Origin of the sequence: Candidatus Thiodiazotropha sp. LNASS1 (assembly GCF_964212655.1) — a bacterium.
GTDB lineage: Bacteria > Pseudomonadota > Gammaproteobacteria > Chromatiales > Chromatiaceae > Thiodiazotropha.
Genome location: NZ_OZ156465.1, coordinates 658,093 through 683,165, shown reverse-complemented (window position 1 = coordinate 683,165; position 25,073 = coordinate 658,093). Strand labels below are relative to the sequence as shown.

Sequence of the window (25,073 nt, the reverse complement as noted above, 5' to 3'; positions counted from 1 at the left end):
TTATGTCTCATAAATCCGAAAAACCCGCTCGATCAGACCGCATGTGGGATCTTCACCTTCATAAATAGGGTGTACAGGAGAGGCACCACACCGAGTGTGAGAACCGTGCCCACCATTAGCGCAAAAACCATCATTGAGGCCATGCCGTAGAAGAGAATATCCCGATATACGATCAAAGGTAGCAAGCCAAGCACTGTCGTGAAGACCGATAACAGGATGGGGCGAAGTCGGGACAGGGCTGAACGTACGACAGCCTCATAGGGGGGTGTCCCAATCAGCCGCTCTTCCTCAATCCTGTCGATCATGACGATGCCATTGTTGATAATGATTCCTGCCAGTGCCAACAGACCGAGAATGGTCATAAATCCAAACACGGCCTGCATGGTGAGCAGACCGATGGTGGCACCCACAATGATGAGAGGAATCGTGAGCATAATGACCGCGGCCCGCCTGATTGAGTTGAACTGCCATACGATCAAGGCAAAAATAAGGGCAAACGCCAACGGCATCCAAGTCGCCAGATGTCCCTGCGCCTCAGATGAGCCCTCCAGCTCGCCACCCAACTCAATGAAGTACCCTGGAGGCATTGAAGACTGCAGGGATTCGAGAACCGGTAACATACGCTTATGGATCTGATCCGCTTTTAAATGTGGGTGTTTGGCCTGCACAGTAATCGTGCGCACCTGGTTACGGCGCTTTATCCGGCTGTACTCTCCCAGCCCCTCCAATTCCGCCACCTGTCCCAGTGCCACACTGTTGCCGGTGGATGAGGAGAAAACAGCGAGTTCCCAGATATTGCTGACCAACGCGCGCTCTTCATCCTTGCCTCGGGCAACAATGGGAATAATCGTGTCCCCCTCCCGGTATTCGGTCAGTACGACACCATCCATGAAGTTATTCAAAGCCACGGCAATATCTGTGGAGGTTACGCCCACGCGGCGGGCGCGGGACTGGTCGACCTTGACATGGAACTTAATCTGGGGATTTTCCCAGTTCTGGAATACATCGATGGTTCCCGGAATCGCGCTTAAGCCCGCCTGGACAAGCTCTGCCAGATCCATCAAAGACTCTGCGTCAGTTCCGGATATCCGCACTTCATACAGGCCGGTTTCGGAAGGTCCCATCCACATCGCCTTGACCCGGCCACGCACCTCCGGGAAATTATTGATGAGGTAGTTGTGCGTACGCCGTACCAGTTCCGAGACTTGGTCGCTACGCTCCAGATTGACTAGCATAAACGCCTTGTGCGGATCGGGGTCGAGCGGTGCGAGGGATAGAAAAAATCGAGGCCCCCCCTGACCGACATAGGCAACCGTACTTTTAACCTCGGGATTATTCTCCGAATCGAGCAACCACTTGTTGATCGCTTGCAACTCCTTGACGACTTGAGTCGACCTGGTTCCGGCTGGCATATCGAGATAGACAAGAAATTGATTGCGCTCACCTTTCGGAAAAAACTCTTTTACGACAAAGTTCCCGAAGGCCCATCCCGATAGGATCAGGGATGACAAGACGACAGCCATCACCACCAGGCGATGAGTTAACATCCAGGTCAACAGTTGCCGATAGAGTTTGTAAAAGCCCCTGTCGAAGCGATGGAACTCATCACTCTCCTTCTTCTCCACTTTCATAAAACGAACGCTGACCAGCGGCACGATAAGCATGGCCAGGAGCCAGGAACCGACCATAAGAATACCGATCACATAACTCAACGATCCCGTAAATTCACCGGCAGCCCCAACCATCAGCATCAATGGCATAAATGCCAGCACGGTGGTCAAAGAAGAGGTCATCAGGGGTACGCTCAAGGATTGACCCATGGCGACGGCTGCTTCCCTTGCTGTCGCCCCGTCGTGCATGCGTGTACGGATATCTTCGGCAACCACGATACCGTTATCGACCAGCATGCCAAGCGCGATGATCATTGAAGCGATTGAAATACGCTGAAGTTCGATGTCGAAAAACGACATCATGACCATGCCGAACATCATGACAAGGGGCACAAAGGCGCCAACTATAAGTCCTGTGCGCAGACCCAGGGCCAGTACAACGACCGCCAGTACGATCACCACGGTCTGGCCCAGATTGACGACTGCAGCGCTGACCGTTTTCTCGATCAACTCCGGTTGGTAGGTGGCAAACTCCAGCTCCAAACCCCATGGCAGTTCACGCTTTATCTCCTCTATTCGCGCCGTCAACTGATCACCAAAAGCAACAGAGTCCACGCCATCCATCACCGAAACGCTGATCACAATCGCCTGCCGTCCATTGAAGAACGTCGGCATTTCAGGAGGATCGACATAACCACGTTTAATCTCCGCCAGATCGCGCAAGGCTATGCTCTGCGCGGTGCCGGGTATTCCGATCGGTATGGCGGCAATCTCCTCCAGGTTTTCGAAATTACCGCTCGGCTCAATGGCGAATGCTCTCCCCGAGATATCCAGAATACCGCCGGGTAAAAGAATATTCTGCTGCTCGAGTGTGTTGCCGATCGTTTCCGGGGAGATACCGAACTTAGCCAGCTTGGCATTGGCGGTCTGCAGATAGACTCTCTCCTCCTGCACACCAAACAGCTCAATGCGCTTGATACCCTGAAGTGAATAGAGACGATCACGTATATCACGTGCCGTTTCACGCATCTCGGCAAGGGTGAAGCCATCTGACCACAAGGCTATGCTGGCTACCGCTGTCAAGCCAAATTCATCGTTGACGAAAGGCCCATTCGTGCCGGCAGGCAGATCGTCCGCGATATCCTCCATGCGGTTGCGTAGATCCTGCCAAACTGAGGACAAATCATCGACCTCGTCCCTGGCAACCACATGGACGGTTGCGCTACCGGTCTTGGATTCCGAGATGATGTCGTCGACCTCGGGGATTTCGCGAATCTTCTCCTCCAGCTTGCGGGTCAGCAGATCTTCAACACGCTTTGGCGACATGCCGGGGAAGCTGGCCGTGACCACAGCCTCCCGGATCGTGATCGTCGGATCCTCCTGTTTTGGGTACCCCTGATACAGGATGATCCCCGCAGCAATGATGAAGAGCGCGAACAGTGACATGACACGGGAGTTGTCGAGTGCAAAACGGGAAAGATTCATGATCTGGCTCGTGTGGTGTGGGAGGATCAGTCTCGCTTCTCATCGAGCAAACGGACTTTCATGCCATCGGTAAGAAAACTCACGCCGGCGACAGCGACAATATCACCTGCCTTCAGGCCTTCACTGATCCGCGCCATTTGTCGCTGCCCGCCTGAAACAAATACCGGTCTCTTGCGAACAGTACCGGATTCTGGCTCGTATACGAAAACAAAGTGGCGTCCTGATCCCGTGCCCACACCGGCGACAATGGCCGATGCAGGCAACAGGAATCCCTCGTTCTGCTCACCGTGATCGATCATGAGTTGGACTTCTGCGGTCATACCTGGATAGAGGCTGTGCGGACGTTGATTGAGGCGCAGTGAGACGGGAAATGTATTGGCGGCTTCAGCCAGCGTACCGATCTCGTCGATACGCCCTTCCACATGAATGCCTTGCAGACTGGGGAAGGATGCGATGCCGGCATCGCCATGCTTCAGATAACCAATGATGTTCTCAGGCAACATTAGCTCCACATCTACCTCTTCCAACTCATCGAGCTGCAGGAGTTCCTGTCCTGAAACAATCTCCTGGTGAGGCTCCACCAGTCGTTTTGAGATATATCCGCCGAACGGTGCTTTCAGTACAGTTTTTCTCAACTCCCTTTTGGCGATATTCAATTGGGATAGCGCCATGGCTTCCTGGTTACGGGCCGCATCGCGCTGTGCCAATGCCGAGTCCAGATCCGAAGCAGAAACATAGCCCTTTACTGCCAATTCGCTTTTACGCTCATAATCGCTTGCACTATGCCTGAAATTTGCTTTGGCTTTTTTGAAGTCCGCCTCGGCCGACTGGACCTTAAGTTTGAATGGCTCATCATCGATAACCGCCAATCGCTGACCGGCGACCACTTGATCGCCGACATCCACTGTAATCTCGATCACTTTGCCGGACACTTCAAAACTGAGGGTGGACGAGTTCGCGGGACTGACCAGCCCGGAAAATTTCCGCTCTTCGGTCGCTTGAGTCTTGGCCGTAAGCGTGATGGTTTTTATGGGGCGAATATTCTCTACTTTGGTTTCAGTCTCATCTTGCTGACAGCCGGTAAGGCCACCCAATGCGAGCACAGCAAGAAGAAAAATATGATTGTGCAGCTGATACATAATGGAAACTCCATGAGTTTCGAGGCGTTGAATCAATGTCATTGAGTTAAATTGCATTGATCACAACACTTGTTTAGGACGAAGACATTGCTTTCCAGTCTGCATCATTCTCTGCGTTCACCGAATAACCGGGGCTTGAACGAACCCAGTACCATTTCAAGAATCAGCGGAATCACATTCGACATACCGACCAGTTGCTCAGTGGCGGTTTTATCAAGAAATGCCTGACTGACCTCCCCATTCGGCAATGACTCCCTGGCCAGTACAACCAGCTCAGGCATCATGGGAACAAGGAAAATAAAAGCGTTGGTAGAGAGAAATGCCATCATCAGCATCTTGCCTTTCAACCAGTTGGCTTTCACTCCCAGCCCGAAATAGAGAATGCTATCGCAGGCCACCTTCAGTCCCAGTCCCGGTAGAATGAGAACATAGGCGCTCATCTCCTTGTAAACATAAACACTGTATGCCGTGGCAGCATCGGGGTGTCCCAGCACGACACCGATTACGATATGCGAGAGTATCCCACCCACGTACATAATCGTGCCTATCTCTTGGATGAAATCTAGGGTTTTTCTCATGATTGAACCTCGGATGGATCCGATGAACGACGACCAAACCACATACGGGAAAAAAGGTTATCTTTACGAGCGTACTGGTGATACAGGAAGGCTGATACATGGCCGATGATCAGTATCAGCAGAACTTTGCTTAACACGCCATGCGCAATGCGTGGGGGAAAATCATCGAACGTTGAAACCAAGGATGCGCCGGAACTACCAAAAACAATCTCCGGTAGACCTGCCATATTGGCTATCGCGAGACCGCTGGCCCCCATTAGTATCACCACCAGGTAGAACAAGTAGTGTGTAGCGATACCCAGCTTGTTAATCAGGCTGTTCCCGATATCAGCCGCCGGCGGTTTCGCTGTAAAAAAACGGATACCTAAACGTATAGTCATGAGTATGAAGATGATAATGCCCATCGACATATGCATTTTCAGGTAGAACAACTTTTCAGGAACGTCGTTCGGTGTGGCGCTCAGGACATTCGTGCCCATGATCAGTCCTGCCACGATCATGATTGCCAGCAACCAATGTAAAAGTACCAAAGCAGGATGGTAACGTCTCATCAGAATCTCCAGATTGTGGAACGATAGCGCTGATTGTATTCAACAAATGCGTTAATTGCAATTGCAATAGTTGCTGATTTTCATTATTGTGTCATTATGTTGGTATGAACATGGTTAAGAAGACTCAGCCTGAGGCTGAAAAAGTCAGAAAAGGCAGTACCGGGTGGATGTTTAAAATACTCTGCACCTCACTTGATGCCGAAATGAGTAGCGAACTGAAGCACCTGGGTTTAAATCTGGGACAATTTGCAGTGTTGATGACGCTGTCGGAAGCCGAAGGGCTTACCCAATCTGAGATCGGTAAAAAAATTACCATGCCCGGCTATGCAACGACCCGGACTATCGACGCGCTGGAAGAAAAACGTTTCGTTGAACGCCGCAAAGATGACCGGTCACGTAGGAGTCATCGAATATATCTCACCGAGCAGAGTCGCAGGATAGTCCCACAGCTTTTTACGATCATCGGCAAGGTCAACGGGCATCTTTTGTCGGCCCTTTCTCCGAAGGAGCAGAAAGACTTGGTGAAAATTTTAAACAAACTGGTGCTTTCCAGGACTGAATAGGTGCTGGAAAGGATATCTGCAGATTAGTCGATCAGGGGATGGGGATCGGTCAATATGGATCCCGGCTCCGAAAAAGGCGCCAATCGCTCCATGAAATCGATCATTCCCATAATCGGCGTACCGCGAAAGAATTGCGTGACCGGTCTGTCCATCCAAATCCGGTCCGCGTACAACTTGATTGTATGAGGCGTATCTCCATATCCGTCATGATCACGATCGAAGCCCCGATAGTCATCCCATAGGTTTCCATCCCAGTCATTGCTTTTTGCACTCTTTATATGACTGACGGCAATCGTGGAGAGATTGTTGACAAATCGATTGCCATGAATGATATGCCCCCCCTTCTCTCCATAGAAATACATCGCCATATTGTTGTAGGAAAAATGGTTGTTCTCCAGATAGAGAATATTCTCTGGAAACACCGGCGAGTTTGCGGTCAATCCCACGGCATTGTGAAGAATTTTATTATCCTTGATCTTAACCTGTGAACTCTCCTTGATTGCCAGCGCCGAGCTACCCGTGTTTCTGATATGCTCGATATGGTTGTCCTCGATCAACAGCCCATCGGAATAAATCGCCACGATTCCCGTGTCGTTTTCACCAATATGATTGTTTTTGATGAGATTGTCCGGAGAAAAGATAAATTCCAGACTGATCCGGTTATGGTGTAACTCATTACCGATAATCTCATTTGCTGATGAGTTCGTCAGAAGCAGATCACGGACATAATAAAAGGTATTACCTTCTATCAGGTTTTCGTTTCCGTACCAGATTCTCAGTCCTTCACCTCGCAAACTCGGCTCAAACGGTTTCGATGTGACTGTGTTGTTGCGGATGGTATTGGCATTTCCTTGCTTGATGTGAATGCCAAACAAAACATCATCCAAACGGTTGTCTTCGAAAATGACTTCATTGGCCTCAATCAATACACCGGCATCCATGGCATTGTAGGAAGTACCGGAACCAGTCAAATGAAGTCCACGTACCACAACGTGATCCGACTTGATCGTCATTACCGTTCCCACACCCTCATTATCGACCGTTACTTCGCCACCACCTTCGATGACAATCGGTTTATTGATGACGACAGGACCGGAATAGCTGCCTGGTATCAGTCGGAGCGTCTTACCCAGAGGAGTTAAATCAACAAAAAGCTGCAGAGGGGGTAAAGCCATAACTGGCGCAACCATCAGCAGACCAATGAAGATCAATGAGTTTTTAATGAGGGCATTCATGATACTTCGATGGATGACAGTTTTGCCTCCTAATGAATGTTCGATATCCCAATCACGTCCTAGCGAACAAGATATCAATCCGGTATCCAATCATGTCGCGTTCAGGCCATAGCCGTTTGCCTGCGATTCAACCAGGCAATATATGCGAACGTGGGAATCAACATCAGGATACCGTACATCACCGGCGCGATGGTCATGGTTGGGTTGTTCAGGATGGTACCCGTAACCAAAATCGCCGTACCGCCGTTTTGAATGCCCGTCTCTATCGCAACAGTGCGCGCGTCTGTCTCAATTAAGCGCATCATACGGGCAAAGCCATATCCCGCCCCCAAGGCCAGTGTAGCAAGTATCAGGGCGGGCACGCCGGTCTGGGCAATAAACAACGGCATCGATTCCCAGTTCTGCCGGATGATACCTACAATGACCAGGAGCAGCATGATCAGCGGAATCCGGGTCAGAAGCCTTTCATTTTTCATACAGAAGTTGGGTCGATAGTGACGTAACAGCATACCGAGAGCGACGGGTATCAATGTCACGAGCACAAGTTTTGCAAATGTGGAGACAAAGGGAAGAACTATCTCGCTGCGACTGTCCAGCTGCCATTCAATGACCTGGCTTGCGAACAGCGGAATGGTAAGCGGCGTCACCAGACTGACAATCGCCGTCAAGGTAATTGAGAGTGCCACATTACCCCTGCCCAGGTAGGAGAACATGTTGGATGTGGTGCCCCCTGGACTGAAGGCCAGGATCATGAAACCGACAAAGAGCTCAGGAGGCAGTTGCAGCAGCATGAGCACGACCAAAGCCACAAGGGGAAGAATGAGCATCTGACTGACAATACCAATCAGCACGGAGAATGGAGATTCAAGGATAAGCCGAAAGTCCCTGGCAACAAGCGCTGTACCCATGCTGAACATGATACAGAACAGCGTGACCGGTAGTGCCAGACTCAGGATCATATCTTGGTTCACGGCAGATCCATCCATAGGGTAGCAAGATAGGTTGCGCCAAACAGGAGGTAGAAGCGGCCTGTCAGCGGTGTCAATCGCTGCCGCTGGGTGGTTGGCGAATCGAGCAGATTGAGAGGGCCGACCAATGCCAGTGAAGTGATCAGTAGCATTAAAAATCCTGGCAGCATCCCGGCCCAATAGAGCATCGCGCAGATGAGGTAGACCAGGCTGATGAGCAGGTAGTAGAGCCTGACACCTGAATGGTAACCTATGCGGACTATCAGGGTACGGATACCTGCATCACGGTCGGATTCATAATCCCTCAACTCATTACTCAGCAACAACAGGGATGAGAGCAGGCTGAAGGGCAGTGACAGCCAGAACACCCTCCATGTGTAGAGACCGCTGAGTACATAGTATGAACCGCCGATCAGCAATACGCCCATCAGAAGAAACACCAGTACGATACCCAGGCCGCGCTGTTTATAGTTGACCTTGCCACCGGTATATCCCCAGGCACCTGCCACACCGACCATGCCCAACAGGAGCAGAGGCCATCCCCTGATGGAGACCATATAGAGACCCAGCATGACGGCCAGCAGCATAATGATCCAGCCGATTTTCTGATTCCGAAGAATGTTTTGCCGACTTAACTGGTCCAGCTCTTGATTAACCAGATCGGGTGCGTCATTGACCAGATTGACGGCTACCTGTAACAGCAGGCCTGTAAGGAGCACGAGCCAGGCCAGCCAGCTGTCATCCGCATTGTCTATGAGCGCCAGACTGACACCGAGTCCGCAGGTGGCAATGGCTACCACAAGCGAAAAAGGCCGCAAGGCGCCAACAAAGGTATATTTGTTATTCATAGGGTATAGAACCAGGTGGCATCCAGCGATGCTACCCACTGTTGTTCCTCCTCACCGAAGAATATTGTTGGCACCTGTCCCGCAAAGGGCTTGCCGTTGCCGCTGTATTGATCGTAACGCAGCTCAGGGCGGATCCTAAGACCATCCTGCACCCACCAGGAGAGGTTCATCGTCAGCGATCGATAAATACCTTCAGGTAGTAAGGCATGCGCACCCTGCTCATCTCTGAACCACTCAGCACGCATACCTAACTGTTTGTTTTCGCGCCATTGAAAATAGTAGTTCAGATTGATGCCGTACCATCGACTCTCTTGCGTAATGAGAAATCCTGGTGGATTGTTGGCATCTGCAATAGTGTCCCCTCCTTCCTGCTTTCCGTAGACCGCATTCACGACGATACGATGCGTCCGGGTGAAGCGGTGACTGAGAGTAACAGAATGCATGCGCCTCAACAGTTTCTCGTCAGTACTGCTGACTGCATTAAAGGGCCTTGTCTGATCGGTAGTGCCCTGCTCCGACTGTTCATAGCCGACAATATTTTCTATATCGATCCAGGTCCTGAAATCGGGACTTCGCCAACGAAGATCGAAGATTAGGGTTTTATCGTTGTTATTATCCTGCAGATTGTTCCATCCCTGCACAATGCCGAGACCACTCGACCAGAGTCCGCTCTCCCGATCAAAAGGTAGTTTCAGCGCTCCCATTGCGCCGACATGTTTTACCGGTTGGTAGGTGAATGCATAGGCGTGGGTGTAGAAGGCGGTCGGCGGATCGACCGGCGCACCGATCTCATGGCCGATGGATGTAAACCAACTGCCGGCAATCCAGGAAAAACCATCCCCTATCGGCAGGTAACCGGTCAGAAACCATTGCGGCAGCAGATAGAGTCTTTCATTGCCTTCATTGATCTCGAGTTCATCGTCAAGGCCGAAGGTGATGGCGGCATCCTCTCCATAACGAAGATCGATCTCGAAACCCCAACCAGCCAAACTCGGCTTAGGCCCCGGAAACGGCCCGATGCGCGGTTTGATATTGCTTTGCGGCACCTTTTCCAGGATCAGCTCGGCCCGGTTGAGATTCAGACCCTCGTCAAAGTTTAGAAAACCCGATGGAAAGATATTTTCCGAGGCGTTGTCGTTTTTGATCGCACCGAATTGAATACGGGTCCTTAACGCAAACTCATCACTTCCATCCGCGCTAAGGGAGCAGCTCATGAATGCAATCCACATCAGTAAACACAGTTTTATTTTCATTCTTTGCAACAATAACAAGTAACCAACCGACAGCCGAGACGAATACAACCTCAAAAAAATGGCCATGACTATTCCCGCCTCGCTACCCTGCTGAGCAGAGATAGCTGCATGACACATGATCAGGAATAAGCCGGATTCAGGTGACGGGTGAGTTCACCTTGAAATTCAGATCTTTCAACGCTTCAATGAAGTACCTGCCCAGAGATGGGCCTGTTTGGGCAGCAAGCCCCATAGTCCCTGCATTTCCTCCTGGGCATTACGTTGTAATGCATGATAAGGATGAGCGGGATTTTCTGCAGCTGTTGACTTGACGATGGCATATCCGTTCAACACCATCCGTTCACTTATGGAAACACCCTCGTTATCAATCAAAGCACCGACCAATCGGCCATATCTATCCCGCTTTTCCGGCTGATACTGCAGGGTAAAACTATCCTCGCCGGCTATCAGTTTGATCAAATGCTGGGTCGCAATTGCCCCAAGTGAGAACAGCGTGTCGTAATCCAGGCCGGTTCTACGCATATCGAGCCTGAATTTTGCATTTTCGGTATCTTCCGGTGCATCGATATCCATCAGCTGAACCCGCTCCTTGCCGTCGGCAAAGCTGATTATCAAGGTGTCCCCATCCTCAACGGTGATATTCTCTGCCGGAATCGTCAATTCACTACACCATGTACCGGATGAAGCGAATAAGAGTAGGTTACAAATCATGAAAACTTTTAAATTCAATCGCATCTGTCTCTACCTCCCGAGGGTCTGTAAACACTAATCCGATCAGTCCTGATCAATGGCTGGTCCCTGAGGAGCGTGTCAGTTTATTGTGGACATTGTATTTGCCGGACGGCTTTTTCATTGACAGACGTTCCACCTCATTGAAGTTATTGGCATCGTAGACCACCAATGCACCATCATCGTCCCAGACACTGACAAGGGCGTACTGCCCATCCTTGGTAAACTCCACATGTGCCGAGGTCTTGCCCTCGGCAGGACGCAAGGTCTTGACGATCTCCAGGGATTGCTTATCGATAACATGCATGGCATCTCTCTCCTTACCGAAAAAGACATCCACCCAGGCATACGGACTCTGCTCGTGGCTGCGCATGAAAAAACCGGGTCCCAATGTTGGTATCTCTTTGATTACCTCCCAGCTTTTGGTGTCGATTACGGTCACTTTGTTCGCCTTGATATTGGGCGTGGCCATCACATGGCGATCACCACTGCGCCAGGTGATGGCGGAACTGAGGTGCGGCATGCCGGGCAGGTCGAGTGCCTGCACGGCCCGCCCGATATCGAGATCAACCACCTGTCCGCTGCCGTCCCGCGCGGTACCCGCAATCTGTGTGTAATCCTGGGTGATGAAAAAATCGTCCAGGTAATCTTTCACCCGGATCCGGCGGACTGGAAACGGATCGGTAACACCCGGTTCGCCCGAATCCTCCCTGTAGTCGTGAATCCACCTACCAAATCCTTTGGGAGGCGGTATCTCATAACTGATCTCCCAGACCTCGGTTATATCCTTTAACGCAGCGATGAAGCTTGAACGGGGATCGGCGGTATAGACGGCGCTGACCCTGGATGAATTGCCTTTGTCATCTATCACCGGAATGACCTTCAATGGTTTAAGGTCTTCCGCGTCCAGCACCACCAGACTATGGGGTAGATAGTTGGCTACCATGACAAAACGGCCATCATGCGAAACGGCCAGATTACGAGTGTTGATGCCTGCCCTCACCTCGCTGGTGTAGGTCAGGTTATAGATATCGAATTTGCTGATCCAACCGTCTCTGGAGGCAAAATAGACATAGCGACCGCCCTTCGCATATTTAGGTCCACCGTGCAGCGCGAAGCGGGTCGGGAAACGATGGATCGGTTTGAAGGTGTCGCCGTTCAGCAGGGTCGCGTGGTGATCGCCGAGCTCCACCACCACGAACAGATTTTCGATATCGGCCTCGAAGCGCGGCTGATCCGGCAGTGTCCCAGATCTGTGATGTTCAATTCGACTGGCTGAAATCTGTTGCATTCCCCATTGTGGTATATCTTCCAGGGGTGTGTAGATATGTTTGACAAGTGTTTCGATCTGGCTATCACTCAACCGCTCCTTGAATGGCGGCATCTGCGTGGCCGGCCGACCTTCGGCAATTGTCTTGTGCGCCTTGGCAGGTCGCAGGCGATGCAGATTCTCGGGTAGCAGCGCCGGACCCTGGCCTCCCAGCCTGTCTGCGCCGTGGCATTCGGCGCAAAATTTCAGATAAAGCTCATCGACCGCTTCAGCATATGCCGAACCGGCATACAGAAAGATCGGCAGAATAAATGTAACAAGCAAAGCCGACACAATCTCATGGCAATACTGTTTCGATAGCAATGAATCCATCCGCGAACCTTGCATATTACTCATTGATTGATTCTATCCGGTAGCTGGCATGACAAGAGACACAGTTCGTCATCAATTCGGCCAATTGCTGCAGACTGTGCTGTGTGTCCCCCAGCTGCTCTGCATCCAGCGCCAATTGGTCGAATCGACGATGGGTATCAAAACCCAGCATTTTGAATCCAGCCGGTAATCGTTTAACCAATGTCCCTGGCATACCCTGTTGCTGAGTCACGCCCACTTCACGGGCCGCATCCACTATACCCTGTGTATTTCCCCTGTCGGCTGCAACGAGAATTGCCTGTACTGCCTGTAAGAATCCCCGCATCTCCCTGAGTACGAGATCCCGCTCTTGTTGAGGCATCAGGATCGCACTGCGTCCGTCACTGGCGGGCGCCACCTCTCCCCGCCAAAGAAACTTGTACAGAAGTCCCGCAACCACCAGCAACAAAAGTGCCGCCGGGATACAACAGCTTTTCATTCTCATGGATGCCAGGCCAATAGACGATGCATGCCTTTCAGCCTGTCGCTACCTGAACATTCGGCAGGGGCTTGATCTCATCATCCGTGAGATAGCAACCTGGATCTTCCGCCCATGGATTGCCAGTGAGTCGCCATGCACGGGTACGACTGTTGCCGCCACAGATCAACCGATGGGTGCATTCGGCACAACGTCCCTCCAGCGGTCGCGTTTTCTGTTTCAGGCCGGCCATCAGGGGTTCACTGGTATCCTGCCAGATCTCTGAAAAACAACGTTCTTTGACACTGCCGAGCGTATAGTCCCACCACATGGTGTCGGGATGTACACGGCCTTCATTATCGATATTGGCGATATTGACACCGCTCGAATTGCCGCCCCATCGGGAGACCATTTCCTGCAACCTGGCACGATGTTGCGGCAGATGGTGCGCTGCCCAGAGTAACAGGTAAGCCCCATCCGCATCGTTGTTACCGGTAACAAATTCTCTTTTGCGTCCCTTTTGCACATCATCCCAGCAAGTGGCGAAGAGGAGATTCATGGCCTCCCGGGTAATTCGATGATGAACGTCGTCATTCCGGTTTTTGTAGCCGCGTCCGGCATAGTTCAGGTGAGAAAGATAGAATTTGTCGATACCCTCATCGTCCATCAACTGTAAAAGATCCGGCAACTCGGCAGCATTATCCTGGGTCAGGGTAAATCTCAGGCCGACTTTAAGACCGGCATCCCTGCAGTACCTGATCCCTCGAATCGACTCATCGAAGGCACCCTGTTTGCGACGGAACCGGTCATGGGTATCCCGCATGCCGTCGATACTGATCCCCACATAGTCGTAACCGACTTCGGCTATATCGGCAATTGTGGTTTCATTGATGAGCGTGCCGTTACTGGAAAGACCCACATAGAAACCCATTGACTTGGCACGCTGCGAGATTTCGAAAATATCGGGTCGCAACAACGGTTCACCACCCGAAAGGATCAACACGGGAACGCCGAAATCCTTCAGGTCATCCATGACATCGAAGACGTCAGAGGTTGTCAGTTCGCCCGGAAAGTCTTTGTCTGCCGAGGTGGCATAGCAGTGGCGGCAAGTCAGGTTACAACGCCTGACCAGGTTCCAGATGACGACCGGGCCCGTCGGATTCACAGGGCGCCGAACAGATGCGGCCGGTCGGGTCAGGGCATGCAAGTAACGACTGATGCGAAACATAATCAAATCCTAAAAGGCGAGCCGCATACCGGTCTTCTTCAGCACGGCGGAACTGAAAAGCACCTCATGTCCCTGGTTGTACTCTCTCAGTTTCTGGCTCAATTCGTTAACCTTCTGCATGACGTCGCCGCGATCCCTGCCGTGCACCATGGCGAACAGGTTATAAGGCCAATCGGGCAGGTGACGCGGCCTGGCATAACAGTGGCTGACGAAATCCATGGCGCCAATCCGCTCGCCTGCCTCGCGTAACTGGTCATCCGGTATATTCCACACGGTCATACCGTTACCTTTGAAGCCGAGGCGGTAGTGGTTGGGCACCAGGCCCAAACGACGAATAACGCCGGACTGCAGCATATTATCCATCCGGGTAACCACTTCGCTCGGCCAGCAGCCGATACGCCACGCCAGGGTTTGACAAGGATCGTGGGTGAGTGGCAAGCCTTGCTGTGTCTCGGCGATGATCCGTCGGTCAAGGTCGTCCAGGTCGACTCTCTCCGTCGCTGCAACAGCGGGAATAGAACGGGTGTTGAGGCTGCCGTCATCACCCATTTCGAACCACAGACCGAGATAGAACTCCTGCTCTTTGGGAAAGGCATAAACCCGCAGTTCCGTCTCGTTTTCGATCTGCTGGATCGTTGCCTGCATTGAGTCGGTGGTATCGGTTGCCAACACGAACCACATATTCAGCCAATGATCCCGTCGATAGTTGTGGGCAACAGCCGCTAATGCGTTGACCTGCTCCGTTATCTCGTCGAATTTCGTATCGGGTACAGACATCGCCGCGAGAACCAGGCTGCCTCCCAGCCGTTCAGCGTTGTAGAGTGGGCCGAAGCGGGAAAGCCAACCCCTCTCCAGTAAGCACTGTACCGATCCCAGGACCGTGTCTTCTTCAGAGTCGAGTGCTTTGGCCATCTCGCGAAAGGGTCTATTAGTTAAATCCACACCGCCTTGGAAACGGTTGATCAACTGTCGTTCAAATGATGTCAGCGTTTGTTGCATATTGATACCGATTCCTAAGAGAGACCCGCTGGCAGATGACCGGATCCCTTGACGGATCCATCACGTTCGCTGATATATTTTGCGCCACGCTGTTTGAACTGCCGCAGGCTGAACAGGACATCGTGCGTGATCCATCCAAGATTGCAGTCATGGATCAACCGGTCCAGATTGCGCAGTACACCCTCCCTGCTTCTGCCATGAATCATGCAGAAGAGATTATAGGGCCAACGGTCGGGGCGTCTTGGCCTGCGGTAACAGAGTGTGACGCAGGATTGCCGACCCAGCAGTTGACCGATTTCGGACACGCGATCGTCAGGCACATCCCAGACCACCATGGCATTGGCGCGATAACCGAGTTCCCGATGACGTACCACAACACCAAGCCGCCTGATATCACCTGTCTCCAGCAAGCGCCCGAGACGCCTAATGACTTCCGCCTCTGTAATATTCAATTCGCTTGCGATCTGGGCATAAGGCTGCTCAACCAACGGCAATCCGCCCTGAATGGCATGCACCAGATCAAGATCCAATGGATCGGGTTCCAACAGTTGTGACAGTTCGCTCAAGTCCATTGCAGGGGAAATCCCAGGTTGATGTAGAAATCCTCCACCATCGGCAGATCAATCACCTCAAGTCCCGACCTCTTTTCAATCTCCTTGAGTACACGGCTTAACGACTTCCTGTCTTCCGCGGTGACCACAAACCAGAGATTCAGACTGTGTTCCCGCTCATAGTTGTGGTTGACTTCACCATAGCTGCTGACAATCTCGGCAACCTGTTCCAACCGCTCCTTAGGCACTTCCATCGCAGCCAGGGTACTGGCCCCCACTCGATTTGGGCGGAAAACCGGCCCCACCCGGCTAATCAGTCGCTGTGACTGTAGATTGAGTATCGTTGTCATCACTTCACTCTCCGTGCTTCCCACGCGTTCCGCAATGGTCCGGAACGGACGTGGTGTCAGTGGAAAACCGTCCTGGAAGTCATTCAACAACCGACGCTCCAAGGCGTTCAAGGGTCGATCTAGGATGGTCTCTTTCTGTGCAACCATGATCAAAGTCCAATTTGGTGAGCCCGGGAAGTGAGAAAGATCCCGGAGGGTTTAAGTACCGGCCAATCGGCGCGACGTGAAAAGGTATCTGTATCGTAGACCTGCAACCTGTCGATATCGCGTACGGAGACCCAGACCTCTTCCCCCCGGGGTTCGAACTCCATATGCAATACGCCTTTTCCCGGCTTCAGTGTGGTGATCAGTTCAAGGCTCTGAGTGTCGATGATCTGCAGGGTATCGTTATTGGGAAAGGCAAAGTTGACCCATACCTGTCGGCCGTCGGGGCGCGCCATCACGAAGACGGGTTGACCGTGGACATCGAGTCGACCGACCTCCTGCCAGCCGTCGGTATCGACGACCAACACCTGATGCTGGCCCACAGCAGGAATGAACAAGCGTTTGCCTGCGACAGCCCAGCCTTCAAGATGAGGCATCTTATAGACCGGCAGCTTCTGCTCACCTTTACCGTAATCAGCCAGAATCCGCCGTGGCCCCTTATCCAGATTCCACAGATCCAGGAGGGCCAGGCCGTCTTCCCCATAGAGACCGGCAATGTAGTAACGGCCATCCGGTGTGATCAGGGCATCGTAGGGTTGCAGGCCGATATCCCTGAATTTCCTCACGACGGGTTTTGCCTGATCACTCATATCGACCATCCAGATTTCGCCGGCATCCCACAGGCTGAAAACAAATCGATTACCCGGTGCATCGACCAGTCCAACCACTTTCGACTGTTTGCCGTCTCCGTAGGTTGCCGGGATATCGGCCACCATTTCCAGACTGGCGGCATCGAAGATACGCACGCCGCCCGGTTCGTAGTTGGAGACCGCCACCAATCGGCCGTCCTGTGATATAGCCCCCCCGATGCTGTTTCCGGACTGGACGACACGGGCGGCCACTTTTCGTTGCAATATGTCGACTTTAGTCAGACCCCCGTCCCGCCCGAAGAGATAGGCGAACCGCTCATCCCGGGAAAAGACGGCCGAGGCGTGGGAGAGATCGCCCAACCCCTCGATACGACCCAGGATGGTGTTACCGGTAGTCTCGATGACCTGAAGGCTTCCGTCCGCCCGTTCCACGACCACCCCGAGATCACCCGTACCTCTCCATTGAGTGGCGTTCAACAAGGGCGAAAAGGTCAGCAGGAAAATGATTGTGAAAAGCCGCATTCTCATTGCACACCCTCTTTGATTCGCTGGGCAAGCCAATCGGCCTCTCTGTTTGTGAGAAATGGCCGCCATGGCGGCATGGGGGTACCCGTACGACCATAGAGGATGGTGGCAGCGAGAAAGTCGACCGGTTTGCCTTGCAGGTTCGCCGGTGTCAATGGCGGACCCAACCCCCCTTTCAGGGAGAGACCGTGGCAGGATCCGCAATCGTGTTTAAGCAGGTTGAGCAGCTCGATGCGCCTCGGTTCGGGAATCCCGGCGGCTGAAGCGGACTGAACCAGGAACAGGAGGCTAGCAATGATCAAGACAGGTTGTTTCATCGCTCATCTCCTGGGTCTGGTACCAGGCAAGTTGATCGGCCAGCGCCACCGTCTCACCGATAATGATCATTACAGGTGAACTGAGTCCCGCCTGTTCCACCTCGCGACTCAGCGTAGAGAGCGTTGCCTGAACCATACGCTGGCGGGGCGTGGTGCCTTCCTGGATCACGGCTGCCGGTGTTTCCGCCGCACGACCTGCGTACATCAACTGTTGGGTGATTGTCTCAATATTCGACAAACCCATATAAACCACCAAGGTTGCGCTCTCATCCGCCAGTTTCTCCCAGTCAAGATCAAGCGCCTCCCCATCGCGGAAATGACCGGTCACCATCCTTACTCCCCGGCTCATTGAGCGATGCGTCAGGGGGATGCCGGCATAACAGCTGACGGCGGATGCGGCCGTGATCCCAGGCACGATTTCGAAGCGGATACCGTGCTGACGCAGATGCAGCGCCTCCTCGCTACCCCGTCCAAAAACAAAGGGATCGCCGCCCTTGAGACGTACGATAGTACGGGATTTTTTTGCCAACCGGGTTAACAGCGAGTTGATCTCATGCTGTGGCACACAGTGCATGCCCGGTGACTTGCCTACAGCAATGCGGGAGACGCCGGAAGGGATCATCTCCATGATCTCCGGTGAAACCAGGCGATCGTAGATCACTACATCGGCTGACTGCATCAGTCGCAACGCCTTAACGGTCAAGAGTTCCGGATCACCGGGTCCTGAACCTACCAGATAGACAACCCCTTCTGTTTTCATAAGATGTGCCTGTCAACGTATTGGCTTGAGTCGCACCGGCAAGTCCATGATTATCGAAATCGATTCGACGCCGGACTGGATCTCATACGATTTATGCATTCCGTATGACCACCGATCCATTGGTCTGATAGCCACTTTATGATTCCGTGGCTAACCATCCTTGACAAAGATCAAAGTGAAAAACGCCTAAAATACAAAGCGGTTAATGGGGGACGAATCTATCCTGCCCACTTATCCGAAAACAGCCGTCTCCTGCCATCAAAATTACTCTCTTAGTAGTAGAAAAAAACGGAAATAACCTGAAGGCCACAGGCTGCCCATAAAAAAGCCGAACGGGTTGATGCCATCTCACCGTCCGGCCAGGGGGTTGCTATCGGTTAGTCGTGTTTATCTAGCCGGCCGCAGCCTCCGCGGCGCCGCGCGCCTCACCCTGGGGCTCCATCGCCGGCATCTCCGCCGCCGTCTTCTCACCTGGAATGAAGAAGCTCCAGATGTAGACCACCAGACCGCCCAGGAACACCACACCGGCAAAGAAACGCAGCCAGTAGAACAGCGCGATCTTGTCCTGCACCACCAGGAACGACAGCGGCGTGTCGCTGAAACGCTGCAGATAGACCTGCAGGATCCCCGCACCGGTCAGAAACAGCGTGATGAAGACGATCGACACCGTCATCAGCCAGAACGCCCACATCTCCACCACCTGCGCCTGCTCGCTGTTGGCCTCGCGGCCCCGCAGAATCGGCACCGCGTAGCTGATGATCGCCAGGTTGATCATCACATACGCCCCGTAGAACGCCATGTGACCGTGCGCCGCCGTGATCTGGGTGCCGTGGGTGTAGTAGTTCACCGGCGCCAGGGTGTGCAGAAAGCCCCACACGCCCGCGCCCAGAAACGCCATCACCGCCGTGCCCAGCGCCCACAGGGTCGCCGCCTTGTTGGGATGGTTGCGCCGCCGCCGGTTCACCATGTTGAAGGCAAACACCGTCATCATGAAGAACGGGATCGGCTCCAGCGCGGAAAAGACCGAGCCCCACCACTGCCAGTACTCCGGCGTGCCGATCCAGTAGTAGTGATGCCCCGTCCCCACAATACCGGTGATCAGGGTCATCGCAATGATGATGTAGAGCCACTTCTCGATGATCTCACGGTCCACACCGGTCACCTTGATCAGCACAAAGGCCAGAATCGCACCGAGAATCAGCTCCCACACGCCTTCCACCCACAGGTGCACCGTCCACCACCACCAGAACTTGTCATGCACCAGGTTGACCGGGTTGAAAAACGAGAACAGAAAGAACACCGCCAGACCCACCAGGCCCATCAGCAGCACCAGACTCACCACCGTCTTGCGGCCCTTCAGAACCGTCATGCCGATGTTGAACAGAAACGCCAGCGCCACCACCACGATCCCCAGCTTGGTGATCGTCGGCTGCTCCAGAAACTCACGCCCCATGGTCGGCAACAGATCGTTACCGGTGATCTCCGCCAGCGTCGCATAGGGCACCAGCAGATAACCCGCCACCGTCAGCGCCGCCGCCACCAGAAACACCCAGAAGGTCAGCGTCGCCAACCACGGCATGTGCAGCTCCGTCTCCGACTCCTCCGGAATCAGATAATAGGCCGCCCCCATGAAGCCCATCAGCAACCACACGATCAAGGCATTGGTATGCACCATCCGCGCCACGTTGAACGGAATCTCCGGAAACAGAAAATCACCCCATACATACTGCAGCCCGATAATCAGACCAAACAGGATCTGCGCCACAAACAGGCCAATGGCCGCGATAAAATAAGGCATCGCCACCGCCTGGGATTGATATTTGAACGTCATCGTCTTCTCCTCAGCTTGTCTCTACTCTGTGCACCACTAACCCTGAATGTTCGGCGGCCAGTCCGCCGTGTCGATCTCAGAGCTGTACTGCAGAAACTCCGCCACCGCCTTCAGTTCCTCATCGCTCAGGTTGAACTGCGGCATGCTGCGACGACCCGGTATCCCCTCCACCGGACGTCCCTTGATGAACGCCATGATCGCCTCCTTGCTGTTACCGTAACGCTGGTAAACATTGCCCAGCTCCGGCGCAAAATAGGCCCCCTCGCCCAGCAGCGTGTGACAGCCGATGCAGTCGTTCTCCTCCCATACCTTCTTCCCCAGGGCAATCATCTGCCCCCGCTCCGTGGTCGGGTCCAATGCCTCGCGATTGTCCCGGTCCGGCAGCGCCAGATGGGTGTCAAAGGTCAATGCCAAAAACAACAGAAAGAAAAACGCCGTACCCCCGTAAAAGATGTTCCGTGACATCTCCTTCGTGAACGCTTGTGCCATCACTCTCCTCCCAGGCCTGTCTTGATTGAGTCCCCGCTATTAGAAAACAGACACCCTTCCCTACCTTGACATGTGTCAAATGGGTTTATATCGGGACATCAACAGGATGAAGAGCGCCTGAAGGGTGCACATTCGCTGAAAACTGCCACATAGGCGGCTAACTCAGGCCAAACAGGTAGGCGGATGATTGTACAAACGCCCTTGATAAGTGCTATAGAATTGCGATTCCTTGATCTTTGTCAAACAGAAAAATGTCAATTTCGGTCAGACTCAGCAGCAGTCGCTGCCCGTATACGAGGTATTGGCCGTTGGGATATAACACTTTTTGGGTAATTGACATTGTTCTATCCACTGGCAAATATGACAAGGACCACCAGGTGTTACCCTGACATGATACTGGCTTCAAGTGATGAACATTGACATTCGAATGGCCCACCTTTTCTCCGCCCTGGATGACGATCAGGTCAGACAGGTCATGGAGAGCAGCCATACAGGAACCCTCAAGGATGGCGAATCACTGTTTGAAACAGGCGATGAGGCAAATCGCTTTTTTCTGGTGATCGGCGGACAGATAAAACTGTTTCGTGTTTCATCCAACGGTGATCAGAAAATTATCGATATCATTCAGCCGGGCAATACCTTTGCGGAAGCGCTTATGTTCATGGAACATCCCATCTATCCCGTGAGCGCTGAAGCACTTGGACCGGCAAAAGTCATCTCATTTGATAATCGACGCTTCCTGCAGATACTGAGTGGATCAATCGAGGTTTGCTTTCGAATAATGGGCACGATGAGTCAGAGACTGCGCGGGCTCATCAAAGAGATCGATGATCTGACTCTGCAGAGTGCCACCACCAGATTGTGCGCATTGCTGTTGCACAGAATGGAGGATGTTGGCCAGGATCACTTCACGCTGCCTGCCGCCAAGGGAGTGCTGGCGGCACGACTCTCAATGAAACCTGAGACGTTTTCAAGAATTCTTCAGAACCTCTCGACAAAGAATATTCTCAAGACAAAAAGCAATGAAATTCAGGTGTTGGACGAAAATCTGTTGAGATCTCTCGCTCACCTGGAATCTATCTACGGGCTGGAACCGGAGAAACCTTGCGTACTTAAAGGGCAGAATATATCTATCGATCTCAACTAGGGTTTGTTAACACTGACCCAATAACCTGTCCGATATATCGCTTTTTTACAGAGTAAGATCAGCCGTTTTGGCAGAATGGCTGGTACTGATGCTATTTCCTGAAGATGTCCTTCCACCTGCCGACAACATATGGCACCCCAAGAACCAGAATATGATCCAACCTGATTTCAGTCACAAGGCTGATTCAAGACTGTAAGGAACAGCATTCTAATAGCACTCCTGTCCCCCCTTGTTGCATCCAACGTTCAAGCCAATGGGGATTCATCATTTGGCATATTTGCGAAAACACGACAGGATATCGACTACAGCCTGAACACGTTGGGTTTCTCTGCCTCGCTCATAACACCCATTGGGCTCTTTCGCTGCGACCCTGGCGTACTTACCTGTAAGACCAGAATTGATTCATTTAACGATATTGTGGGGATATCCGATGTCCGGAATGCGGAATGGAAGCGCTTCTCCGCGCATGATATTGAATGCCGCTATGGTACCAAGTTGAAATCTGCCGGCGGTATATTTACCGTTGGTTTTTGTGGTTCGCGACTATCTGGGCAATTCGGCCAATGCGAACAGTTGTTTGTGCATTGGATCAACAGCTCCATCACCACTCATGTAATTATCGTTGAAACCAGATTCGACACTAACATCGGCAGGGACTTTGATATTCGATTCGAACGGGATGAATTTCTGTGGCTCGACACCACAGTCATCCAGCATATCGAGGGCACTGTCAGTCCCACGGAATGCAAAGACATAACGCCATGGAGCAGTCGATGACCGAAACACCAAACCATACGTCTCGACTGTCTTATCCCGTCCAAATACACTATCCACACCGCTCCAGCAATCCAGTAACTCAAACCCATCAGGTACAGTTACCCTGGCCCGTTCACAGTGTGAAAGATCTTTATCAGAAAAGGCATTATAGGCCTGTATGCAGCATTCAATTAAAAGCCTGATGCGTTCAGCATTGACTTAGTGGATGTCGGTGACATGTACCATCGTCTTTTTCAACTTTTTAATCCTTGTTTAGAGTGTACGCCGGATTGAAACAATGGCTAAAATCGGCATAGATATCAACCTTGAATCCATCAGCAATCCAGTTCTATGAGTGCTCTTTGTGTGGTGTTTTCGCCACTTGTAAGGTCAAATGTCTTTTAGAGAGTCCGGGAACAAAATCCACAGTGTAAGATTGACATAACATATGCAACTGCTAGCCTTTGATTGCATAGGAATCAGATTATGAAAAATCAACGATTTCCAATACGGAGTATTGGCCTAACCCATGCCTGATAATCAATTACCGTTACTCAACAACCGATTCACGGTAAACATCGACAGTTCCAAACCTGATTGCTCACGCAGAGACGTAGCTTTCTCGAGTATCTCTGGCATAAGCTCCACCAGACATGCAACTGCCCGTCCCTCGCCTCTGACGAAATTGCTTGGTTTTCTGTGTCTTGATATCAAAACCAATCGAATTGAGCTACGCAGGGCAATAGATAGTGATCACTTCTTTTTCGATTGGCACCAAGCCAATCTTTGTCGTGCAAAAGACCTTCGGACAATGACAATTTGTATGCTGGACAAGCATACAGATAAGCCGGTCAATTGCTGGCAGCTATACAACTGCTGGATCGAAGCATGGCGGGGGCCGAATTTGGATGCCATGAATGCAGGTCCGGCCTATGAAACACTAACTCTTTGCTACCGTTCTTTATGCTGGTTACAAGATTCGGATCTCAAATAAAGGAGAAGCCCCATGGCCATCCAGTCAGAAACACCCTATGGTGCCTTTAACTTCCTGGTCTCGATTGGTGGCGACGACCCGCAGGATGCCCGGGCGGGCTTCAGCGAGGTAAGCGGCCTTTCAATGGAAATCCAGGTCATTGAGTACCGTGCAGGTAATGACCGCACTGAAAGCCCGGTAAAGTTACCTGGGTTGACAAAATATGGCCCTGTTACCTTAAAGCGCGGCATGATCGGTACTCTCGATTTGTTCGAATGGATTACCGAAAGCGCACAATCCAGTACAGGCAGTCGACGCAATGTGACTATCCATCTGCTGAATGATGAACAACAACCAGCATTTACCTGGAAACTGCGTAATGCCTGGGTATCAAAGTACTCAATGGGTGATCTTAATGCCAGCTCTAACGATGTTGCCATTGAGACTATTGAAATCGTGCATGAAGGGTTGATACTGGAATGATCCCACAAGAATACCACGTCAGACCCTCCAGGCTTTCTGGTTCTATTTTCCGAACTTGGCCGAAGAAGGATTGCGGATGAATTTCAAGTAAAAGGTCAGGAGTGTTTAAATATGGTCTGTGCCAGCTCGATTAGTACTTGCCTGCCCTTCACATCCATCTCTGAATAGAGAGTCATCAATTCTCGTAAATCATCCGGAAACGAGACACAAAGTCCATCGGATTCAATATGCTGTTCGTCAAGCCACTTACGAGGCCTTCCGCAAGCCTTTTCAATCCTACGTGCTAATCGTTCTCCGATATGTTTGAAAGGGTTGTCGATATAGCTGGCCAGTTGCTTGGCTTCAAGCTTGATACCCAACAAAAACCTACTGACTGTTTCAGCTTTACCTGCTTCCGCTTCTCGAAACAGATAGACCAGATTCTGGTGTCTCACTGCCTGCAGGTCACGTTCACCCGAGCGTATTGGACCAAGGCCGAACATGATCCAGCAGGCCGATGTGCCGGTAATCTTGGCAATAATTTCCAGATGGCCGGGATGGGGCATCGAGTAACCGGCTTCATACCATGAGAGCCTGTTTTCAGGCCACTTCGGCAGCTGTTGCCTGAATGCCTTTGCTGTCTTAAACCCGGCCATCTTCCGTGCCTGTGCGATACGCTTACCGATCTTAACGGCCATCGGATCTTTTGTGCGTGAGTGTTTGGCAGAATTAATTTTTGTCATATGCAAAATTATCTCTTGCAATTCAGTTAATGACGATTATACTTACGCACCAAGCTTTGGAAAGCCCTGAATCGTTCAGAGGCTTCTGAC

At 52.0% G+C, this 25,073-nt stretch carries 26 protein-coding genes; 4 read left to right on the top strand and 22 right to left on the bottom strand.

What is annotated here, in order from left to right; all coding sequences use genetic code 11:
• Nucleotides 1-32: 32 nt before the first annotated feature.
• The 4 genes from AB8516_RS02940 to AB8516_RS02925 all read right to left on the bottom strand — a co-directional run bounded on the left by AB8516_RS02940 (nucleotide 33) and on the right by AB8516_RS02925 (nucleotide 5,363).
• Nucleotides 33-3,095: an efflux RND transporter permease subunit gene (locus AB8516_RS02940; protein ID WP_369157915.1), complete on the bottom strand. Its 3,063-nt coding sequence runs from the start codon at nucleotides 3,093-3,095 to the stop codon at nucleotides 33-35.
• Between the two features lie 26 nt (nucleotides 3,096-3,121).
• Nucleotides 3,122-4,234, bottom strand: a complete 1,113-nt coding sequence (locus AB8516_RS02935) for an efflux RND transporter periplasmic adaptor subunit (protein ID WP_369157913.1) — start codon at nucleotides 4,232-4,234, stop codon at nucleotides 3,122-3,124.
• A 104-nt stretch (nucleotides 4,235-4,338) separates the two neighbouring features.
• Nucleotides 4,339-4,812 carry a hypothetical protein gene (locus AB8516_RS02930; protein ID WP_369157911.1) on the bottom strand — a complete coding sequence of 158 codons (474 nt, stop codon included), beginning with the start codon at nucleotides 4,810-4,812 and terminating at the stop codon, nucleotides 4,339-4,341.
• Nucleotides 4,809-5,363 (bottom strand): cytochrome b, encoded by a 555-nt coding sequence (locus AB8516_RS02925; protein ID WP_369157909.1) that lies wholly within the window; start codon nucleotides 5,361-5,363, stop codon nucleotides 4,809-4,811. Before AB8516_RS02925 ends, AB8516_RS02930 begins: the two co-directional genes overlap by 4 nt.
• Nucleotides 5,364-5,473: 110 nt before the next feature.
• Here AB8516_RS02925 and AB8516_RS02920 point away from each other — a divergent pair, with 110 nt between their 5' ends.
• Nucleotides 5,474-5,926: a MarR family winged helix-turn-helix transcriptional regulator gene (locus AB8516_RS02920; protein ID WP_369157907.1), complete on the top strand. Its 453-nt coding sequence runs from the start codon at nucleotides 5,474-5,476 to the stop codon at nucleotides 5,924-5,926.
• A gap of 23 nt (nucleotides 5,927-5,949) precedes the next feature.
• On the opposite strand, the gene nosD is transcribed toward AB8516_RS02920, so the two are convergent.
• The 16 genes from nosD to AB8516_RS02840 all read right to left on the bottom strand — a co-directional run bounded on the left by nosD (nucleotide 5,950) and on the right by AB8516_RS02840 (nucleotide 20,902).
• On the bottom strand, nucleotides 5,950-7,161 hold the full coding sequence (nosD, locus tag AB8516_RS02915) for a nitrous oxide reductase family maturation protein NosD (RefSeq protein WP_369157905.1): 1,212 nt from the start codon (nucleotides 7,159-7,161) through the stop codon (nucleotides 5,950-5,952).
• Between the two features lie 101 nt (nucleotides 7,162-7,262).
• The gene (locus AB8516_RS02910) at nucleotides 7,263-8,132 is read right to left on the bottom strand and encodes a bile acid:sodium symporter family protein (protein WP_369157903.1); all 870 of its coding nucleotides are present in this window, start codon (nucleotides 8,130-8,132) and stop codon (nucleotides 7,263-7,265) included.
• Nucleotides 8,129-8,977 (bottom strand): prenyltransferase, encoded by an 849-nt coding sequence (locus tag AB8516_RS02905; RefSeq protein WP_369157901.1) that lies wholly within the window; start codon nucleotides 8,975-8,977, stop codon nucleotides 8,129-8,131. Before AB8516_RS02905 ends, AB8516_RS02910 begins: the two co-directional genes overlap by 4 nt.
• Nucleotides 8,974-10,191 carry an outer membrane beta-barrel protein gene (locus AB8516_RS02900; protein WP_369157899.1) on the bottom strand — a complete coding sequence of 406 codons (1,218 nt, stop codon included), beginning with the start codon at nucleotides 10,189-10,191 and terminating at the stop codon, nucleotides 8,974-8,976. Before AB8516_RS02900 ends, AB8516_RS02905 begins: the two co-directional genes overlap by 4 nt.
• A gap of 213 nt (nucleotides 10,192-10,404) precedes the next feature.
• Nucleotides 10,405-10,890 (bottom strand): thermonuclease family protein, encoded by a 486-nt coding sequence (locus AB8516_RS02895; protein WP_369157897.1) that lies wholly within the window; start codon nucleotides 10,888-10,890, stop codon nucleotides 10,405-10,407.
• A gap of 124 nt (nucleotides 10,891-11,014) precedes the next feature.
• Nucleotides 11,015-12,625, bottom strand: a complete 1,611-nt coding sequence (locus AB8516_RS02890) for a cytochrome D1 domain-containing protein (RefSeq protein ID WP_369157895.1) — start codon at nucleotides 12,623-12,625, stop codon at nucleotides 11,015-11,017.
• Nucleotides 12,618-13,079 (bottom strand): hypothetical protein, encoded by a 462-nt coding sequence (locus AB8516_RS02885; protein ID WP_369157893.1) that lies wholly within the window; start codon nucleotides 13,077-13,079, stop codon nucleotides 12,618-12,620. The genes AB8516_RS02890 and AB8516_RS02885 overlap by 8 nt, the downstream gene beginning before the upstream one ends.
• Before the next feature lie 37 nt (nucleotides 13,080-13,116).
• The gene (gene nirJ / locus AB8516_RS02880) at nucleotides 13,117-14,286 is read right to left on the bottom strand and encodes a heme d1 biosynthesis radical SAM protein NirJ (protein ID WP_369157891.1); all 1,170 of its coding nucleotides are present in this window, start codon (nucleotides 14,284-14,286) and stop codon (nucleotides 13,117-13,119) included.
• Between the two features lie 9 nt (nucleotides 14,287-14,295).
• Nucleotides 14,296-15,285 (bottom strand): hypothetical protein, encoded by a 990-nt coding sequence (locus tag AB8516_RS02875; RefSeq protein WP_369157889.1) that lies wholly within the window; start codon nucleotides 15,283-15,285, stop codon nucleotides 14,296-14,298.
• A 14-nt stretch (nucleotides 15,286-15,299) separates the two neighbouring features.
• The gene (locus AB8516_RS02870; protein WP_369157887.1) at nucleotides 15,300-15,857 is read right to left on the bottom strand and encodes an AsnC family protein; all 558 of its coding nucleotides are present in this window, start codon (nucleotides 15,855-15,857) and stop codon (nucleotides 15,300-15,302) included.
• A complete protein-coding gene (locus AB8516_RS02865) occupies nucleotides 15,848-16,333 on the bottom strand; it encodes an Lrp/AsnC family transcriptional regulator (RefSeq protein WP_369157884.1) in 486 nt (161 codons plus the stop codon). The genes AB8516_RS02870 and AB8516_RS02865 overlap by 10 nt, the downstream gene beginning before the upstream one ends.
• A 2-nt stretch (nucleotides 16,334-16,335) precedes the next feature.
• The gene (locus tag AB8516_RS02860; RefSeq protein ID WP_369157882.1) at nucleotides 16,336-17,502 is read right to left on the bottom strand and encodes a cytochrome D1 domain-containing protein; all 1,167 of its coding nucleotides are present in this window, start codon (nucleotides 17,500-17,502) and stop codon (nucleotides 16,336-16,338) included.
• 2 nt (nucleotides 17,503-17,504) lie between these two features.
• Nucleotides 17,505-17,822 carry a cytochrome c gene (locus tag AB8516_RS02855; protein WP_369157880.1) on the bottom strand — a complete coding sequence of 106 codons (318 nt, stop codon included), beginning with the start codon at nucleotides 17,820-17,822 and terminating at the stop codon, nucleotides 17,505-17,507.
• On the bottom strand, nucleotides 17,794-18,582 hold the full coding sequence (gene cobA / locus AB8516_RS02850; RefSeq protein WP_369157878.1) for a uroporphyrinogen-III C-methyltransferase: 789 nt from the start codon (nucleotides 18,580-18,582) through the stop codon (nucleotides 17,794-17,796). The genes AB8516_RS02855 and cobA overlap by 29 nt, the downstream gene beginning before the upstream one ends.
• 391 nt (nucleotides 18,583-18,973) lie before the next feature.
• The gene (locus AB8516_RS02845) at nucleotides 18,974-20,413 is read right to left on the bottom strand and encodes a cbb3-type cytochrome c oxidase subunit I (protein ID WP_069128267.1); all 1,440 of its coding nucleotides are present in this window, start codon (nucleotides 20,411-20,413) and stop codon (nucleotides 18,974-18,976) included.
• Nucleotides 20,414-20,449: 36 nt separating this feature from the next.
• Nucleotides 20,450-20,902, bottom strand: coding sequence for a cytochrome c (locus AB8516_RS02840; RefSeq protein WP_369157874.1), 453 nt, complete (start codon nucleotides 20,900-20,902; stop codon nucleotides 20,450-20,452).
• A 409-nt stretch (nucleotides 20,903-21,311) separates the two neighbouring features.
• Here AB8516_RS02840 and AB8516_RS02835 point away from each other — a divergent pair, with 409 nt between their 5' ends.
• Nucleotides 21,312-22,049 (top strand): Crp/Fnr family transcriptional regulator, encoded by a 738-nt coding sequence (locus AB8516_RS02835; protein WP_069128265.1) that lies wholly within the window; start codon nucleotides 21,312-21,314, stop codon nucleotides 22,047-22,049.
• Between the two features lie 543 nt (nucleotides 22,050-22,592).
• Here the strand turns inward: AB8516_RS02835 and AB8516_RS02830 are convergent.
• Nucleotides 22,593-22,883 carry a hypothetical protein gene (locus tag AB8516_RS02830; protein WP_369157872.1) on the bottom strand — a complete coding sequence of 97 codons (291 nt, stop codon included), beginning with the start codon at nucleotides 22,881-22,883 and terminating at the stop codon, nucleotides 22,593-22,595.
• A gap of 451 nt (nucleotides 22,884-23,334) precedes the next feature.
• Between AB8516_RS02830 and AB8516_RS02825 the strand changes: the two genes are divergently transcribed.
• On the top strand, nucleotides 23,335-23,799 hold the full coding sequence (locus tag AB8516_RS02825) for a phage tail protein (protein WP_369157869.1): 465 nt from the start codon (nucleotides 23,335-23,337) through the stop codon (nucleotides 23,797-23,799).
• A gap of 12 nt (nucleotides 23,800-23,811) precedes the next feature.
• Nucleotides 23,812-24,261, top strand: a complete 450-nt coding sequence (locus tag AB8516_RS02820) for a phage tail protein (RefSeq protein WP_369157867.1) — start codon at nucleotides 23,812-23,814, stop codon at nucleotides 24,259-24,261.
• A gap of 95 nt (nucleotides 24,262-24,356) precedes the next feature.
• Here the strand turns inward: AB8516_RS02820 and AB8516_RS02815 are convergent, their stop codons facing one another.
• Nucleotides 24,357-24,983, bottom strand: a complete 627-nt coding sequence (locus tag AB8516_RS02815) for a DNA-binding protein (RefSeq protein WP_369157865.1) — start codon at nucleotides 24,981-24,983, stop codon at nucleotides 24,357-24,359.
• Nucleotides 24,984-25,073: the final 90 nt, after the last annotated feature.